We start from the raw sequence: 15693 nt of genomic DNA on the forward strand, positions 1-15693 counted from the left end.
CGCGTCAGAAATTATAGAAGGAAATAAATTAACGAGCTATGTATTTACCGCTTCTCTTTTATTCCCTTCCATTTCAGGTGTACTATTTTCACTTTACGACGAAATCTCTGATAATAAATTACAACTGATGGAGCTTCCATCGTCCTGCACCGGACAAACTTTTGCCAATTGTAGCTATACTCTTTTAAAGCAAAACATTCTCTTACTAGGTATAAAGCGCGACGAACAATATATGATTAATCCAGTTCATTCCTTTGTTCTCATTGAAAGCGACATACTCATTGTTATTCACCATTAGTAAAATGACGCTCTAATTCTTGCATGAGCACTTTCCCAATATTGATATATTTTCTTTTCACATCTCCATCTGGATCTTTCGGCTCAGCAAATTGATCCATTCCACTTGTTCCAGCTGTTAAAGTATTCACATTATCATCTAGTTCGTCTTGATATACGTGCGAAAGAATATACGGCGTTCCAAGACGAACTATTACGCCTGGTACATCTAGTTCTCCATCAATGGCTGTAAATGGCACTCGTAAAAATTGATACCCATCTTCTTCATCGATTTTGTAATCGAAGCATCCTTTATCATAATCCCAATTACCACCAATGCTATATCCAAGTGGTTTCATAATCTCTTCTAATTTATATAACGCATATGTACGTCCTTCTAAATTTGATTGAATCGGAATCAAGCCCATCCCTCCTAGACTTTTCCTTTAGCATACCCACTTTAGTTTGAATATACTGATGGACTTTTCGATAAAATAATAAAAAGCGACCGGAATCCGGTCGCTTTTTATTATTTTAAACGCTCTTCTAATTCTGCTTTTAATTCTTCAAATCCTGGTTTACCAAGTAAAGCAAACATGTTTTTCTTATATGCTTCTACTCCAGGTTGGTCAAATGGATTCACGCCTAATAAGTAGCCGCTCATCGCACATGCTTTTTCGAAGAAGTATACAAGGTAACCGAATGTGTACTCATTTAATTCAGGAATATTGACGATTAAGTTTGGTACTCCCCCGTCGCTATGTGCAAGTAATGTACCTTCGTATGCTTTTGTGTTTACGAAGTCTACAGTTTCACCAGCAAGGTAGTTTAATCCGTCTAAATCGTTTTCTTCTGATTCGATTGTTAGTTCATGTGTAGATTTACCTACTTTAAGGACTGTTTCAAATAAGTCACGACGACCTTCTTGAACGTATTGACCTAATGAGTGTAAATCAGTTGAGAAGTTTGCTGAAGATGGGAAAATACCTTTTTGATCTTTTCCTTCACTTTCACCAAATAACTGTTTCCACCACTCAGCGAAGTATTGAAGTGCTGGTTCATAGTTAACAAGCATTTCAATTGTTTTTCCTTTATTGTATAAAGCGTTACGAACTACTGCATATTGGTAAGCTGGATTTTCTTCTAGTTCTGATGTTCCGAAGTCATCACGACCAGCAGCTGCACCTTTCATCATCTCTTCAATATTTAAGCCACTTACTGCGATTGGTAATAAACCAACTGGCGTTAATACAGAGAAACGACCTCCAACATCATCTGGAATAACAAATGTTTCGTAACCTTCGTTATCAGCTAATGTTTTTAATGCACCACGCGCTTTATCTGTAGTTGCATAAATACGTTTGCGAGCTTCTTCTTTTCCATACTTTTCTTCTAATAACTTACGGAAGATACGGAATGCTAGTGCTGGCTCTGTTGTTGTACCTGATTTGGAAATAACGTTAATAGAGAAGTCTTTACCTTCTAATACGTCCATTAAATCTTTCATGTAAGTGGAGCTAATGTTTTGTCCAACAAATAGCACTTGTGGAGTTTTACGTTGTTCTTTAGAAAGCGTGTTGTAGAAAGAATGGTTTAACATTTCGATTGCTGCACGTGCTCCTAAGTAAGAACCACCGATACCTACAACAAGTAAAATGTCAGAGTCATTTTTAATTTTTTCTGCGCATTTTTGAATGCGAGCAAATTCTTCTTTGTCATATTGAAGCGGAAGGTCTACCCACCCAAGGAAATCGTTCCCAGCTCCAGTTTTTTCGTGGATTGCGTGATGTGTTACTTTCACTGCATCACGTAAATAAGTGATTTCATGTTCACCGATGAAGGATAACGCTTTAGAATAGTCGAACGTTACATGTGTACTCATCTTTTTCCCTCCAATTATGGATATGTATTTCTGTATTCACTTTAGCGAAACTGAAGTTGTAAATCAAGCGATTCAAACATTGTAAACGTAACCAATATATATTTTTTAGAAAAAGTTCATTTTTTGCATAAAAATTCGCATTTTTCGGTATAGATGTATATACATCTTCTTTCAAACATTTTTTATGTATAAAAACAACATAACTACCCCATTCTATAAAAGAGTTAATTAACTCATCGCTTGCTCATGCTTCACAATTAAGGGGGGCTTTTTCATGAGTACTTTACAACGTATCGCATTAGTCTTTACTGTAATTGGCGCTGTGAACTGGGGACTAATCGGGTTTTTCCAGTTTGACTTAGTAGCAGCCATTTTCGGTGGACAAAATTCAGCTCTTGCACGTATTATTTACGGCATCGTTGGTATATCTGGGCTTATCAACCTTGGTTTACTGTTTAAACCATCTGAAAATCTTGGTACGCACCCAGAAACAAACGAAATTCGATAATCAGTATGTCCTTTCACCTCCGACATACGAATATGATTGCATGCAATCATATTTGCAAATATATATCATAAGATAAAGTAAAAGAGGAACGCTCATATGCGTTCCTCTTTTACTTTGTTAACTCGGACTCTTCAATCCATTCTGCCAACTTTTCTCGCAGCGTATTAAATCCGTTTTCAGATGGGTTCGGTATAAGAATCCTTCCTTGTTTTCTTTTCGCCGCTTTTAACGATAAACTCATTTTTCTGTGCTCTTCATCAATTGAAAGTACCTTTACTTCTACTGTATCGCCGACCTTTAAAAAGTCATGAATATCCTTTACATATCCATTTGTAATTTCAGATATATGCACAAGCCCTTGTGTTTCTGCATCTAACGCTACAAACGCACCGTAATCTTGAATTCCAGTCACTTTCCCTGTTACAACCACTCCTGTTGTATATTGTTCTGACATATGAAACACTCCCATACGTTTACCATTCTCTCTACAATTATAGAGAGCAAAGCAGATATATTTATTTTAAATATCCGATTGGTTAGTACGCATTCTAGATAACGTTATCTAGAATGCGTATACCTTATATTAGTAAATTATACCACTATGACAGAACTCATTCAAAATTCATGAAAAATTTCCCTTAAAGAAGTATAATTATCCAATATTGGGATAGAATACTAACACATGGCTTTCTAGTATTCCCCCCCTTTTATGGACAAAACGTATTACGTTTTGTCCTTTTTTTATTCTCTACAAACCGTTCCATTCTCTTCATTGCTTCCATAAGTTGTTCAAGCGATGTTGCATAAGAACAACGAATAAAACCTTCACCACTTTCGCCAAATACGCTACCAGGGACAACAGCCACTTTTTCTTCCAGCAATAACTGTTCTGCAAATTCCGCTGAAGATAATCCTGTTGAAGATATAGAAGGGAAAACATAAAATGCTCCGCCTGGCACATGACACGTTAAACCCATTTCATTGAAAGATTTCGTCATGAAGTTACGACGCTTCTTATAACTATCTCTCATTCGAATCACTTCATCGTTCCCTGCCCGTAACGCCTCAAGTGCTGCAAACTGAGACATCGTCGGTGCACACATCATTGAATACTGATGGATTTTGAGCATTAATTCTGAAAATTGAACAGGAGCTGCAATCATACCGAGACGCCATCCTGTCATCGCAAACCCTTTTGAAAATCCCGAAATTAAAATCGTATGCTCACGCATATTTTTAATACTCGCGAAACTTGTATATACTTCGTCGTATACAAGCTCTGCATAAATTTCATCAGATAATACAATTAGATTGTACTTCTCAACAATCACTGCTATTTCTTCAAGCTCGGATTTATTTAGCATTGCACCTGTCGGGTTATTTGGTGAACAAAGCAAAATCGCCTTTGTTTTCGCTGTAATAGCTGCTTCAATTTGTTCTGGTAGTACTTTAAACTCATTTTCTAAAGTAGTCGCCACAGGAACTGGAACTCCTCCAGCTAATGTCACAAGTGGTGCATAAGAAACGAAGCTTGGTTCAATAATGAGCACTTCATCATCAGGATTTATAATGGCGCGCATCGCTACATCTAACGCCTGGCTCGCTCCAACTGTAACAATGATTTCATCACTTGGGTCATAAGATACTGCAAATTGTTTTTTTAGATACTTTGCTATTTCTTGACGGAGCTCTAATAATCCTGCATTTGCTGTATATGACGTATACCCTTGTTCCAAAGAACGAATACATGCTTGCCTTACATTCCAAGGGGTAACAAAATCTGGCTCTCCTACCCCGAGGGAAATAACACCTTTCATATTTGCTGCTAAATCAAAAAATTTTCGAATACCAGATGGTTTTAAAGATTCTGCTGATCTAGATAGTTCAAATTGCTTCATGGTGTCACCACAATTCGCTTATCATCATCGTCTTTTTCATAAATAACACCCTCATGTTTATACTTCTTCAAAATGAAATGAGTAGTTGTAGAAACGACAGATTCAATTGTTGCTAATTTCTCAGAAACAAACATCGCTACTTCCCCCATCGTTTTCCCTTCTAATGTAATAGAAAGATCATATGTCCCTGACATTAAATAAACGGATTTCACTTCTGAATAACGATAAATTTGCTCAGCAACCGCATCAAATCCAACGCCGTGCTTTGGCGTAACTTTCACATCGATCATTGCCGTTAAACCTGTATGTTCTTTCACTTTCGTCCAATCGATATGTGTTACATAATCCACAATAATCTTTTCATTTTCTAATCTCGCAACCATCTTCTTTACTTCTTCTACTTCTATATTTAACAGCTTCGCTAATGTATCTACAGATAATCGACTACTCTTTTCAAGACAAGCTAATAATTCTAATTCTTTTTCTGTCACCATATAAATCATCCTTCCTTTTCGTTTGTGTCTAAATTATACAAATACCCTTTCAAGTTTGAAAAGAAGATTTTTCTATTGAATTATGTCAAAATAAAGTGAAACTTTAATCAGCGGAAAAATGCGGGATAAAGCGAAAGGGGATGGAACCGTGAAACCAAAAGTTTATATTGCTGAACCAGTTCCAACATTTGTAGAAAACTATTTATCAGAACACTGTGATTATGAAAAATGGGATCAAAATGAGAAAGTACCTCGTGATATTCTATTAGAGAAAATACAAGATAAAGATGGGTTATTAAATTTCGGATTTGCTATTAATGAAGAATTACTGACAGTAGCTCCTAACTTAAAAGTAGTGAGCAACATTTCTGTCGGTTACGATAATTTTGATTTACAAGCGATGAAAAACCGAAATGTTATCGGAACGAATACACCATACGTATTAGATGATACAGTAGCTGATCTCGTTTTCGCCCTTATGCTATCAGCTGGGCGCCGCGTTTGCGAACTCGATTCTTACGTGAAAAATGGTGAATGGAACGCTGAAATCGGAAAAGAACACTTCGGACTAGATGTACACCATAGCACAATTGGTATTATCGGTATGGGCCGAATTGGAGAAGCCGTTGCAAAACGAGCAAAATTCGGATTTGATATGAATGTTCTTTACTATAACCGCCGTCGTAAAGAAGAAGCTGAACAAAAATTCGATGCTACATATTGTGATTTACAGACGCTACTGAATCAGTCTGATTTTATTGTTCTTCTTACTCCATTAACAGATGAAACATATCACCTTATCGGAGAAAAGGAATTTTCATTAATGAAAGACACAGCAATCTTCATTAATGCTTCTCGCGGCAAAACAGTAGATGAAAAAGCGTTAATCCATGCTTTAACAGAAAAGAAAATCTTTGCAGCAGGTATCGATACATTTACACAAGAGCCGATTCAAAAAGATAATCCACTCTTATCATTACAAAATGTTGTGACTTTACCACATATCGGATCTGCAACATTAAAAACTCGTCAGCAAATGGCCATGACCGCCGCTGAAAATTTAGTTGCAGGGTTACAAGGAAAAACACCGCCTAATATTGTTCGCGGGTAATACTGAATAAACGAAAGGCAAGATGACATCGTCATCTTGCCTTTTTTTGTTAACATATTTTCTTCTTCCTTGGAGATGATATGAACAAAAATCAATGGAGTGACAAAAAATGAATCATAAATATACTTGTCCTTATTTCACTTTTTCCACTCGCGGCACTACTGTTCATTACGAATTGTATGAACATGATAATAAAACAGAACGTCCTACTTTCATACTCGTTCACGGCTTTTTATCTTCCTCATTCAGTTACCGCCGTCTCATTCCTTTACTATCGAAGGAAGGAACAGTCATTGCTCTTGATTTGCCACCGTTCGGAAAAAGTGATAAGTCTCATCTGTTTAAGTATTCTTATCACAATTTAGCAACGATTATTATTGATTTAATTGAACATTTATCTCTCTCAAACATTGTATTAGTTGGGCATTCTATGGGTGGGCAAATTTCTCTCTATGTAAACCGTATACGTCCTGAACTCATTTCAAAGACGATTTTACTATGTAGCTCGAGCTATTTAGCGCGCGCAACCTTACCTTTACTATACTCTTCTTATTTACCGTTCTTTCATTTATACGTAAAGAACTGGATTATAAGGCGCGGCATTGTTCATAACTTAATGAATGTCGTTCATGATCACTCATTAATTGACGATGAAATGAAAAAAGGTTACTCCGCTCCTTTTTATGACGACCGCATATTTCCCGCTTTAACTCGCATGATACGAGACCGTGAAGGTGACTTATCTTCAACTGAATTACAAAAAATCGAAACACCTATCCTACTCATTTGGGGTGAAAAAGACCGCGTCGTCCCTGTACATGTAGGTCATCGTCTACACAAAGATTTACCGAATTCAAAATTTATTTCTTACGAAAATACAGGACATTTACTACCTGAAGAAAAGCCTGAACATGTTTATGAAGAAATTATCGCTTTTTCCGCGCAATAAAATGAAACTTTAATCAGCCTCCACCTAACTTCTTTGCTTCCGCTAAATTTTGAGGTGAAGGTCTTACTACCCAGCAGATAGCGGGATAATATAAAAAAGGCTGTCGGAAATCCCGACAGCCTATAATGAACAGCTTCCGCCTTCTTTTATTACAAGTAATTCCACAGCTAATTTCTCACATTTTTCAAGCGCAGGTACTTCCTCAAAAGACATAAAGTATATATGTTGAATCTTCTTTGCGATGTATTTTGGATCGTCAAACACACTTATGACGCTCACAACATCGCTCGCTTCTGTTTCATAAAACTCCGGTCCCATTTGAAACGGATCCCAATTCTTCACAACCTCTATCATCTTTTCATATGTACCCATTCGCTTCCCGCCTTTTCACTTTTTAATACTTTTCTTTATCCTATCACATCAGCTATTCTATAAGAAGAGAGAGAACTTTCATAACTTATTGGTTTTACAGAAGAAGGGAGCAAACTTATGCAACTATTTCATAAAGCAATCAATCGACGTGGAACGCATAGCACAAAATGGGATACATATAAAAACGAAGAACTTATCCATGCTTGGATTGCTGATATGGATTTTGAAGTACCAAAACCAATTCAAACTGCCTTAAAACAACGAATCGAACATCCGATTTTTGGCTATACACTTCCTCCCGAAAATATTGGAGATATTATTTGTAACTGGACAAAACAACAATACGACTGGGATATTCAAAAAGAATGGATTGTCTTTAGTGCCGGAATCGTTCCAGCTCTTAGTACGAGCATACAGGCTTTCACCAAAGAAAACGAATCTGTTCTCGTACAACCACCTATTTATCCTCCATTTTTCGAAATGGTCACAACAAACAACAGGCAGTTATGCGTGAGTCCATTACAGAAACAAAATGATACATATGTGATAGACTTCAAGCATTTAGAAAAGCAGTTTCAGCAAGGCATCAAACTCTTGCTTCTTTGTAGCCCTCATAACCCAATCGGACGCGTTTGGACGAAAGAGGAACTTGTGCAGCTCGGATCGTTATGTACTAAATATGACGTAATCGTTGTGGCGGATGAAATTCATTCCGATATCATTTATGCAGACCATACACATACACCGTTCGCTTCCTTATCTGAAGAATTAGCAGAGCGCACTATCACTTGCATGGCTCCAAGTAAAACATTTAATATCGCTGGATTACAAGCGTCGATCATTATCATTCCAAACGAAAAGCTCCGTCATGCCTTTACAGCCATCCAGTATAGACAAGGCTTCCACGGGTTAAATATCTTCGCTTATACAGCGATGCAAAGCGCCTATACAGAATGTAATGATTGGCTAAACGAAATTCGATTATATATAGAAGATAATGCTCAATTTGCTTGTGAATATATTAAAACTCACATACCTGCTCTTTCCGTAACGAAGCCAGAAGGTAGCTTTTTATTATGGATTGATTGTTCTCGTCTAAAGCTTTCTCAAAACGAGCGTACCGCACTACTTGAGGAAAAAGGAAAAATCATCGTTGAACCTGGTGAGAAATACGGGTTAGGTGGCGAAGAACATATTCGAATTAACATCGGCTGTCCACGATCTGTTTTAGAAGAAATTTTAAACAGACTGCGTCATACGTTTTCATAATAAGAAAGGAGTCTGTCCCGAATCATTCTTGGGGCAGACTCCTTTGTCATATTTTGTCGGTAAATCGATATATTTCAAGTTACGGTCGATATATTCCAATAATCGCCGATATAATTTGAGTTACAGTCGATATATTCCAATAATCGCTGATATATTTTCAATTACATTTCACAAAGAAAGCTACCATTCACGGTAGCTTTTACTTTTTCTTCATATCCGATGCTTTTTTTACAATTACGCCACAAGCAATTCGATCCCCTGATTTACCTGTCGGTTGTGTCATACCATCATCAGGGTTTTCTGTAATAATAATAGACGCTCCATCTTTTCTATGAATCGTCGTTTTCCCTTCTTCAAGTGTAATGTGAGGTGCATCGATTTCTGCTTTAATCTTTCCAGAACCATCTGCAACTACGTTCGGTAAATCACCGTTTTCTGCACCCTTCGGATTAAGGAGTCCATGCTTTTTATTATCAGGATTAAAATGATTCCCAGATGATTCAAATCGTGGTGCTTTACACTCACCAATTTCGTGCACATGTATGCCGTGCGGGCCTGGCGTGAAACCTTCCCCTTTAATCTTAATTTTCACTCCGCTTGTTTGCTGAGTTACTTTCGCAGTCCCCACTTCATCACCTGAAGCATTATGTAATTTCACGTCAATTTCTTTCGGCTTTCCTTGGTCACAACCTGCCATCAGAAATAGTAAACAACAACTGAAAAAAAGCCGTTTTTTCATTTTATTCCCTCCAAAATATATTCTGCCCTTAGATTGTCCGAGCATAGAAGGAAACATACAAAAATGAGTTACTGTTTCTTTTCAGCTAATAGTTTTTCTTCAACTTTCTGTAATCGGTCTGCTTCTCTTTTTGATATACGAATAAACATGCGCCACGTGGCAATAGCACCGATAATAAATAGAACGCAAACAATCCCCGGAATAATATATTCTGTTTTATCTTCCGGAAAATATAAAGGCATCATATAGAACACTCCTTATTATAGGATTTATAAAACATCAGAATTTTCTGTTATATTATTTTAAATTATAGTGCAACCTACCCATATTCTCAAGGGGCGTTCTGAAAACGAAGGATTTCTTTGACTCCTTCCCTCACTTTCCTTACTATAAACTTGAGGTGAAAAATATGAGAGAAACATTTGAAATTGGTGAAATCGTTACTGGTATTTATAAAACAGGAAAATACATTGGTGAGGTTACAAATAGCCGCCCTGGCAGTTACGTCGTAAAAGTATTAGCTGTTTTAAAACATCCGGTGCAAGGTGACTTACATAACGTAAAACAAGCTGACGTACCATTTTTCCACGAAAGACGTGCTTTAGCTTTTCGTGAGCAAACGAACATTCCAGAACAAATGGTGAAGAAATATGAAGGAGAAATTCCGGATTATACAGATTCACTAAAATTAGCATTAGAAACTCAAATGAATTCATTTTCTGAAGATGATTCACCTTTTGCAGAGCGTAGTCTAGAAACATTAGAACAGTTAAAGAAAGACTACAAACTCTAAAAAACAAAACGACCAAATTACATAATGTGCAATTTGGTCGTTACTGTGTGCTCACTTTCTTTAACACTTTTGAAAAATCAACAAGTTCTCCTAATGTTGGAGGTGCTGGTTTTACTAAATACTCTTTATCTTTTTCTACTAGTTTAAAAATGTTGTACGTCGTCATTGCATCATCAAGCGCACAATGATGCTTCCCTGTCCCTACTTTTCCATACGCCTCAATTGCTTTCCATAATCCTGTTTGATTTCTTTCTCCAAAAAACTTCTTATACTCAAGCGATAAATCACGACACTGTCCGAAGAATGGAAAAGCTATCCCTGCCATTTCACAATTATGCTTCAGCACTTTCATATCCATATTTCCCCACGTTACAATTGTCGGTTTACATTTCGTTTCGTATTCTGAAAGCTTCTTAACGAGTTCAGGAAATGAAATCCCTTTATCCACGACTTCTTGTTTTATTCCTAAAAACTTCTTACATCGATCCGTTAAAGAGGGAAATGTTTTCGGCCTAACATGTGATGAATACGTATCTTCTACCTTACAGCCAGCAACTGAAACGAGTCCTACCTCAATAATCTCTGGAAAAAATCCTTTCGGTTTCTTTCTATGCTGGGGCATCGTAAACTCAAAGTCTAAAAATAAAAATCGTTGTTCATCCATACGATCCCTTCCTTATCATTTTTGTCATTCCTTTCTATTTGACACTCCTACACGAACAAGCTCGAATGCTAATTCCATTTTAAATATTCAGATTGGATGTATCTTATATATATGTCAAATGCCCACAAATATTTTAAAAAATAAGAAAAAATGACCTATGCAGAAAATATGACAAAATCTCTCCTTTCATTTACATCCGCCATTTTCCTACTTTATAATGACGTTATGTGTGTTTCTTCTAGAGCATTTTTGACACACTAAGAAAAAGTGAATGAAAGGAGATGAGATTTTTGCACGAAACAACGCAAGAACTCGCTAACTGGCAGTATTATTTTGCTATCGCAGTCTTTTTAATTACATATGCCATTATTATTTCTGAAAAAATTAATCGCGCTGTCATCGCACTTCTTGGTGCAGCACTCATGGTAATTGTGGGGGTCGTCGATTTACATAACGCCTTTACGAAACATATTGAATGGGGAACGATTACGCTACTCATCGGTATGATGATTTTGGTGAACATTACGAGTAAATCAGGTGTCTTCCAATACGTTGCCATTAAAGCAGCAAAAGGGGCACAAGGAAATCCAATTAAAATTTTAATTTCACTTTCCTTACTTACCGCGCTTGGCTCCGCATTTTTAGATAACGTTACAACTGTACTTCTTGTTGTTCCAGTTACTTTATCTATTACGCGCATACTGCAAGTAAATCCTGTTCCTTATTTACTTTCTGAAATTATTTTTTCAAACATTGGAGGAACAGCAACATTAATTGGTGATCCACCTAACATTATGATTGGTTCTGCAAATAAGCATTTAGACTTCAATGCTTTCCTATTGAATCTAGCACCAATTGTAATTATTATTATTGCAGTTACAGCGATAATACTTTACTTCATGTATCGCAAACAATTAATTGCCGATCCTGTACAAGTTAAAAAATTAATGAGCTTAGATGAAAAACAGTACATTAAAGACCCAGTATTAATGAAAAAATCTTTAACGGTACTTGGACTTACGATTGTAGGTTTCATGACTCATTCTATTTTCCATATCGATGCCGCTATTATCGCCTTAACTGGTGCTACTGTACTTATGTTAATTGGTGTGAAAGAACATGAAATTGAAGAAGTATTTGCAAGCGTAGAGTGGGTAACAATCTTCTTCTTCGCAGGGTTATTCGTACTTGTTGGAGGACTTATCGATATCGGTCTTATCAAAATGTTAGCTCAAAAAGTAATTGGTATAACAGGCGGAGATATTTCTTACGCATCCATCCTTATTTTATGGGTATCTGGTATCGCCTCTGCAACAATTGATAACATCCCATTCGTCGCAACAATGATTCCACTTATTAACGATATGGCAGTTGGGCTAGGCTTATCACCATCTGACGCACAAATCGATGTATTATGGTGGGCATTAGCACTAGGTGCTTGTCTGGGCGGAAACGGAACATTAATCGGAGCTTCTGCTAACGTAATCGTTGCAGGTATCGCGAGCCGCGAAGGACATAAATTTAGTTACATGGACTTCCTAAAAGTCGGTTTCCCAATTATGATCGTTTCATTAATCATTTCTCACATTTATATTTATTTACGCTACCTTATGTAGTAGAAAAAGCGCTCTGATAATCAGAGCGCTTTTTTACTTATATCTACTTATCAACAAAAATGAAAAATCTACTCTTTATATCTCACCGGTTCATTTCGAATAATAAATAAGTGAATCGGTAAGAACACCGAAAATGTGATTACATGAATAATCGTAAATAATATAGAGTTCGTTCCGTATCTGTCTAAAATAGCGTAGATAAGATAAATGGACAATACAATCGATACAGCTGTTGCTAGTAAACTTATAATTGGTACGAAATTAAAAATGAAACATGCAACATATATGCCGAATACTTTCCACCCTGCTTCTTCCTTCAAAAAATCTGGTAATTTATCTTTCGCTAAGTCCCCCCACGTCTTACTATTCAAAAACGGAATAAACGCAAGCACCCCGTCCGTTGCACCATCATTTTTCGCCATCGAATAAAGTGCAAAAGCCGTTAACAAATATGAAATAATTGCCCAAATCAATATAACAAGAATAAACGCAAAACTAAGAGCAAAGAAACCTGCTAGTACGCCTTGATCCTCCATCTTATCCTCTCCTCTCTACTTTCAACATATTTCATTACATTGCAAGTTATGTTTTAAAATTTATCCAAACTCTTTGTATAATAAGAGAAGAAAGAGAATAAGAGAGGAGAAACACGTATGCATCCATTTGTAAAAGCATTACAAGAGCATTTTACAGCTCATCAAAATCTTGAAAAAGCAGAACCTATGGCTCGTTATATGAAAAATCACTTCCCATTTCTAGGTATTCAAACACCGGAAAGACGCCAATTATTAAAAGACATCATTCAAATACATACTCTCCCAGATAAAAGAGACTTCCAAATTATCGTACTTGAACTTTGGGACTTACCAGAACGTGAATTCCAAGCGGCTGCACTTGATATTATGCAAAAATATAAAAAGCATATAAACGAAACACATATCCCCTTCTTAGAAGAATTGATTGTAACAAAATCTTGGTGGGACACTGTCGATAGCATCGTACCTACATTTTTAGGTAATATCTTTTTACAACATCCAGAATTGATTTCTGCCTATATCCCAAAATGGATTGCATCAGATAACATTTGGTTACAACGTGCCACTATTTTATTCCAACTCAAATATAAACAAAAGATGGATGAAGAACTTCTTTTCTGGATTATTGGACAACTACATTCTTCAAAAGAATTTTTCATTCAAAAAGCAATTGGCTGGGTCCTTCGTGAATATGCAAAAACAAATCAGGATGTAGTTTGGGAATACGTGCAAAGCAATGAGCTCGCTCCATTAAGTAAGCGTGAAGCAATTAAGCATATTAAGCAAAATTACGGAATAAATAATGAAAAAATAGGCGAGACTCTATCATAGATAGACGCGTTCCTCTATTGAGATTTAAAAAAGAACGTGTTAGAATATGTTCATTATTATTAATATAAGTAGCGATGACGGACTTATAAGTACTTGCATAAAAAGCGATTCAGGGATAGTGAAAGCCTGAAGACGCAAGGAAACGGCAGTCTCGAGCAATACATGATAAAGTGGATGCACCTTTTGTGTATCAACTAGGGTGGAACCGCGGGCAAACGCTCGTCCCTAGGCAAATAAGCCTTGGGATGAGCGTTTTTTTATGTTCTTTTTAACATATACTGCCCGTTTCCAAAGTATCAGAGTATGTCATCGCCAATACGTTAACTTTCAAAAGGAGGATTTTCTTATGTATTCAATGGAACAAGTTGTAAACTTAGCGAAACATCGCGGTTTTGTTTTCCCTGGTTCTGAAATTTACGGTGGTCTTGCAAACACTTGGGATTACGGTCCACTTGGAATCGAATTAAAAAATAATGTTAAAAAAGCTTGGTGGAAAAAATTCATTCAAGAATCTCCACACAACGTTGGTTTAGACGCAGCTATTTTAATGAACCCTAAAACTTGGATCGCTTCTGGTCACGTTGGTAACTTCAACGATCCAATGATCGACTGTAAAAAATGTAAAGCTCGTCACCGTGCTGACAAATTAATTGAGGATGCTTTAGATGCAAAAGGCATTGAAATGGTTGTTGACGGTCTTACTTTCGACCAAATGGCTGACTTAATGAAAGAACATGAAGTAAAATGTCCTGATTGCGGTAGTGAAGAATTTACTGAAATCCGTCAGTTCAACTTAATGTTCAAAACATTCCAAGGTGTTACAGAGTCTAGCACAAACGAAATCTTCCTTCGTCCTGAAACAGCACAAGGTATTTTCGTAAACTTCAAAAACGTTCAACGCTCTATGCGTAAAAAGCTTCCATTTGGTATCGGCCAAATCGGTAAGAGTTTCCGTAACGAAATCACACCTGGTAACTTCACATTCCGTACACGTGAATTTGAACAAATGGAACTTGAATTCTTCTGTAAGCCTGGTGAAGATTTAGAGTGGTTCGCATTCTGGCGTGAAACTTGTAAAAACTGGTTACTTTCACTTGGTATGTCTGAAGAGAGCATGCGTCTTCGTGACCACGGTGAAGAAGAGTTATCTCACTACAGTAATGCAACAACTGACATTGAATTCAAATTCCCATTCGGTTGGGGCGAACTTTGGGGCGTTGCATCTCGTACAGACTTCGACTTAAAACGTCACATGGAACACTCAAACGAAGACTTTAACTATATCGATCCACAAACGAATGAGCGTTACGTACCATACTGCATCGAGCCATCTTTAGGCGCAGACCGCGTAACATTAGCATTCTTATGTGATGCATATGAAGAAGAGCAATTAGAAAACGATTCTCGTACAGTTCTTCGTTTCCACCCTGCTTTAGCACCATACAAAGCAGCTATCTTACCATTATCTAAAAAGCTATCTGAAGGTGCTACTGAAGTATTCGCAGAATTAGCTAAAGACTTCATGGTAGACTTTGATGAAACTGGTTCTATCGGTAAACGTTACCGTCGTCAAGACGAAATCGGTACACCATTCTGTATCACATACGACTTCGACTCAGTTGAAGACAAAGCTGTTACAGTACGTGACCGTGACACAATGGAACAAGTTCGTATGCCAATTAGCGAACTAAAAGGTTTCTTAGAGAAGAAAATCCAGTTCTAATTATAAGAAAAAGAGGCTGCTCATAAGAGCGC

General features: G+C 36.9%; 19 protein-coding genes (1 of these 19 only partly in view). 9 read left to right on the forward strand and 10 right to left on the reverse strand.

Annotated elements, in window-relative coordinates; genetic code table 11:
• A protein-coding gene (locus BHV55_RS24455; protein WP_016110869.1) for a potassium channel family protein crosses the window boundary here: on the forward strand, positions 1 to 298 show its final stretch. It extends 698 nt beyond the left edge of the window; 298 of the gene's 996 nt are visible here — the last part of the coding sequence; its start codon lies off the left edge, out of view; it ends in the stop codon at positions 296 to 298.
• Here the strand turns inward: BHV55_RS24455 and BHV55_RS24460 are convergent.
• Positions 285 to 698 carry a YugN-like family protein gene (locus BHV55_RS24460; protein ID WP_000612334.1) on the reverse strand — a complete coding sequence of 138 codons (414 nt, stop codon included), beginning with the start codon at positions 696 to 698 and terminating at the stop codon, positions 285 to 287. The two genes, BHV55_RS24455 and BHV55_RS24460, sit on opposite strands and share 14 nt — an antisense overlap.
• Before the next feature lie 107 nt (positions 699 to 805).
• Positions 806 to 2158 (reverse strand): glucose-6-phosphate isomerase, encoded by a 1353-nt coding sequence (locus tag BHV55_RS24465; RefSeq protein ID WP_000103658.1) that lies wholly within the window; start codon positions 2156 to 2158, stop codon positions 806 to 808.
• A gap of 274 nt (positions 2159 to 2432) precedes the next feature.
• On the opposite strand from BHV55_RS24465, the gene BHV55_RS24470 reads away from it, so the two are divergent.
• Positions 2433 to 2666, forward strand: a complete 234-nt coding sequence (locus BHV55_RS24470; protein ID WP_000105788.1) for a DUF378 domain-containing protein — start codon at positions 2433 to 2435, stop codon at positions 2664 to 2666.
• Positions 2667 to 2775: 109 nt separating this feature from the next.
• Here BHV55_RS24470 and yugI read toward each other — a convergent pair whose 3' ends face one another.
• From yugI to BHV55_RS24485, 3 genes are all read right to left on the reverse strand, one after another.
• Positions 2776 to 3120 (reverse strand): S1 domain-containing post-transcriptional regulator GSP13, encoded by a 345-nt coding sequence (gene yugI / locus BHV55_RS24475; RefSeq protein WP_000003764.1) that lies wholly within the window; start codon positions 3118 to 3120, stop codon positions 2776 to 2778.
• A gap of 253 nt (positions 3121 to 3373) precedes the next feature.
• Positions 3374 to 4564 carry an aminotransferase gene (locus BHV55_RS24480; protein WP_048568252.1) on the reverse strand — a complete coding sequence of 397 codons (1191 nt, stop codon included), beginning with the start codon at positions 4562 to 4564 and terminating at the stop codon, positions 3374 to 3376.
• Positions 4561 to 5058, reverse strand: coding sequence for an Lrp/AsnC family transcriptional regulator (locus tag BHV55_RS24485; protein ID WP_000255696.1), 498 nt, complete (start codon positions 5056 to 5058; stop codon positions 4561 to 4563). The genes BHV55_RS24480 and BHV55_RS24485 overlap by 4 nt, the downstream gene beginning before the upstream one ends.
• 118 nt (positions 5059 to 5176) lie before the next feature.
• On the opposite strand from BHV55_RS24485, the gene BHV55_RS24490 reads away from it, so the two are divergent.
• Together BHV55_RS24490 and BHV55_RS24495 are read left to right on the forward strand one after the other, a co-directional pair.
• A complete protein-coding gene (locus BHV55_RS24490) occupies positions 5177 to 6169 on the forward strand; it encodes a 2-hydroxyacid dehydrogenase (RefSeq protein WP_070757790.1) in 993 nt (330 codons plus the stop codon).
• 109 nt (positions 6170 to 6278) lie between these two features.
• Positions 6279 to 7118, forward strand: coding sequence for an alpha/beta fold hydrolase (locus BHV55_RS24495; RefSeq protein WP_001015858.1), 840 nt, complete (start codon positions 6279 to 6281; stop codon positions 7116 to 7118).
• Positions 7119 to 7238: 120 nt separating this feature from the next.
• On the opposite strand, the gene BHV55_RS24500 is transcribed toward BHV55_RS24495, so the two are convergent.
• Positions 7239 to 7490 (reverse strand): YugE family protein, encoded by a 252-nt coding sequence (locus BHV55_RS24500; RefSeq protein ID WP_000537645.1) that lies wholly within the window; start codon positions 7488 to 7490, stop codon positions 7239 to 7241.
• Positions 7491 to 7607: 117 nt separating this feature from the next.
• On the opposite strand from BHV55_RS24500, the gene BHV55_RS24505 reads away from it, so the two are divergent.
• Positions 7608 to 8759, forward strand: a complete 1152-nt coding sequence (locus tag BHV55_RS24505) for a MalY/PatB family protein (protein ID WP_070757788.1) — start codon at positions 7608 to 7610, stop codon at positions 8757 to 8759.
• A 199-nt stretch (positions 8760 to 8958) separates the two neighbouring features.
• Here BHV55_RS24505 and sodC read toward each other — a convergent pair whose 3' ends face one another.
• Positions 8959 to 9498, reverse strand: a complete 540-nt coding sequence (gene sodC, locus BHV55_RS24510) for a superoxide dismutase [Cu-Zn] (protein ID WP_000746503.1) — start codon at positions 9496 to 9498, stop codon at positions 8959 to 8961.
• A gap of 68 nt (positions 9499 to 9566) precedes the next feature.
• Entirely contained in the window at positions 9567 to 9743 is a 177-nt protein-coding gene (locus BHV55_RS24515) for a hypothetical protein (RefSeq protein WP_000982755.1), read from the reverse strand.
• Between the two features lie 164 nt (positions 9744 to 9907).
• On the opposite strand from BHV55_RS24515, the gene kapB reads away from it, so the two are divergent.
• On the forward strand, positions 9908 to 10291 hold the full coding sequence (kapB, locus tag BHV55_RS24520) for a kinase-associated lipoprotein KapB (protein WP_001209340.1): 384 nt from the start codon (positions 9908 to 9910) through the stop codon (positions 10289 to 10291).
• Between the two features lie 40 nt (positions 10292 to 10331).
• Here the strand turns inward: kapB and kapD are convergent, their stop codons facing one another.
• Positions 10332 to 10955, reverse strand: coding sequence for a 3'-5' exonuclease KapD (kapD, locus tag BHV55_RS24525; RefSeq protein WP_000344358.1), 624 nt, complete (start codon positions 10953 to 10955; stop codon positions 10332 to 10334).
• A 290-nt stretch (positions 10956 to 11245) separates the two neighbouring features.
• Here kapD and BHV55_RS24530 point away from each other — a divergent pair, with 290 nt between their 5' ends.
• Positions 11246 to 12571: an ArsB/NhaD family transporter gene (locus BHV55_RS24530; RefSeq protein WP_000545231.1), complete on the forward strand. Its 1326-nt coding sequence runs from the start codon at positions 11246 to 11248 to the stop codon at positions 12569 to 12571.
• 68 nt (positions 12572 to 12639) lie between these two features.
• Here BHV55_RS24530 and BHV55_RS24535 read toward each other — a convergent pair whose 3' ends face one another.
• On the reverse strand, positions 12640 to 13107 hold the full coding sequence (locus BHV55_RS24535; RefSeq protein WP_000390061.1) for a hypothetical protein: 468 nt from the start codon (positions 13105 to 13107) through the stop codon (positions 12640 to 12642).
• 117 nt (positions 13108 to 13224) lie between these two features.
• Between BHV55_RS24535 and BHV55_RS24540 the strand changes: the two genes are divergently transcribed.
• Together BHV55_RS24540 and BHV55_RS24545 are read left to right on the forward strand one after the other, a co-directional pair.
• Positions 13225 to 13938, forward strand: coding sequence for a DNA alkylation repair protein (locus tag BHV55_RS24540; protein ID WP_048568249.1), 714 nt, complete (start codon positions 13225 to 13227; stop codon positions 13936 to 13938).
• 346 nt (positions 13939 to 14284) lie between these two features.
• Positions 14285 to 15661 (forward strand): glycine--tRNA ligase, encoded by a 1377-nt coding sequence (locus BHV55_RS24545; protein ID WP_000287147.1) that lies wholly within the window; start codon positions 14285 to 14287, stop codon positions 15659 to 15661.
• Positions 15662 to 15693: the final 32 nt, after the last annotated feature.

Source organism: Bacillus sp. RZ2MS9 (genome assembly GCF_001816185.2).
Taxonomy (GTDB): Bacteria; Bacillota; Bacilli; order Bacillales; family Bacillaceae_G; genus Bacillus_A; species Bacillus_A cereus.

Bases quoted from the DNA above. Each gene is read 5' to 3' on its own strand.
- BHV55_RS24465 (WP_000103658.1), bottom strand. From the start codon at position 2,158: ATGAGTACACATGTAACGTTCGACTATTCTAAAGCGTTATCCTTCATC.
- BHV55_RS24470 (WP_000105788.1), top strand. From the start codon at position 2,433: ATGAGTACTTTACAACGTATCGCATTAGTCTTTACTGTAATTGGCGCT.
- yugI (WP_000003764.1), bottom strand. From the start codon at position 3,120: ATGTCAGAACAATATACAACAGGAGTGGTTGTAACAGGGAAAGTGACT.
- BHV55_RS24480 (WP_048568252.1), bottom strand. From the start codon at position 4,564: ATGAAGCAATTTGAACTATCTAGATCAGCAGAATCTTTAAAACCATCT.
- BHV55_RS24485 (WP_000255696.1), bottom strand. From the start codon at position 5,058: ATGGTGACAGAAAAAGAATTAGAATTATTAGCTTGTCTTGAAAAGAGT.
- BHV55_RS24490 (WP_070757790.1), top strand. From the start codon at position 5,177: ATGCGGGATAAAGCGAAAGGGGATGGAACCGTGAAACCAAAAGTTTAT.
- BHV55_RS24495 (WP_001015858.1), top strand. From the start codon at position 6,279: ATGAATCATAAATATACTTGTCCTTATTTCACTTTTTCCACTCGCGGC.
- BHV55_RS24500 (WP_000537645.1), bottom strand. From the start codon at position 7,490: ATGGGTACATATGAAAAGATGATAGAGGTTGTGAAGAATTGGGATCCG.
- BHV55_RS24505 (WP_070757788.1), top strand. From the start codon at position 7,608: ATGCAACTATTTCATAAAGCAATCAATCGACGTGGAACGCATAGCACA.
- sodC (WP_000746503.1), bottom strand. From the start codon at position 9,498: ATGAAAAAACGGCTTTTTTTCAGTTGTTGTTTACTATTTCTGATGGCA.
- BHV55_RS24515 (WP_000982755.1), bottom strand. From the start codon at position 9,743: ATGATGCCTTTATATTTTCCGGAAGATAAAACAGAATATATTATTCCG.
- kapB (WP_001209340.1), top strand. From the start codon at position 9,908: ATGAGAGAAACATTTGAAATTGGTGAAATCGTTACTGGTATTTATAAA.
- kapD (WP_000344358.1), bottom strand. From the start codon at position 10,955: ATGGATGAACAACGATTTTTATTTTTAGACTTTGAGTTTACGATGCCC.
- BHV55_RS24535 (WP_000390061.1), bottom strand. From the start codon at position 13,107: ATGGAGGATCAAGGCGTACTAGCAGGTTTCTTTGCTCTTAGTTTTGCG.
- BHV55_RS24540 (WP_048568249.1), top strand. From the start codon at position 13,225: ATGCATCCATTTGTAAAAGCATTACAAGAGCATTTTACAGCTCATCAA.
- BHV55_RS24545 (WP_000287147.1), top strand. From the start codon at position 14,285: ATGTATTCAATGGAACAAGTTGTAAACTTAGCGAAACATCGCGGTTTT.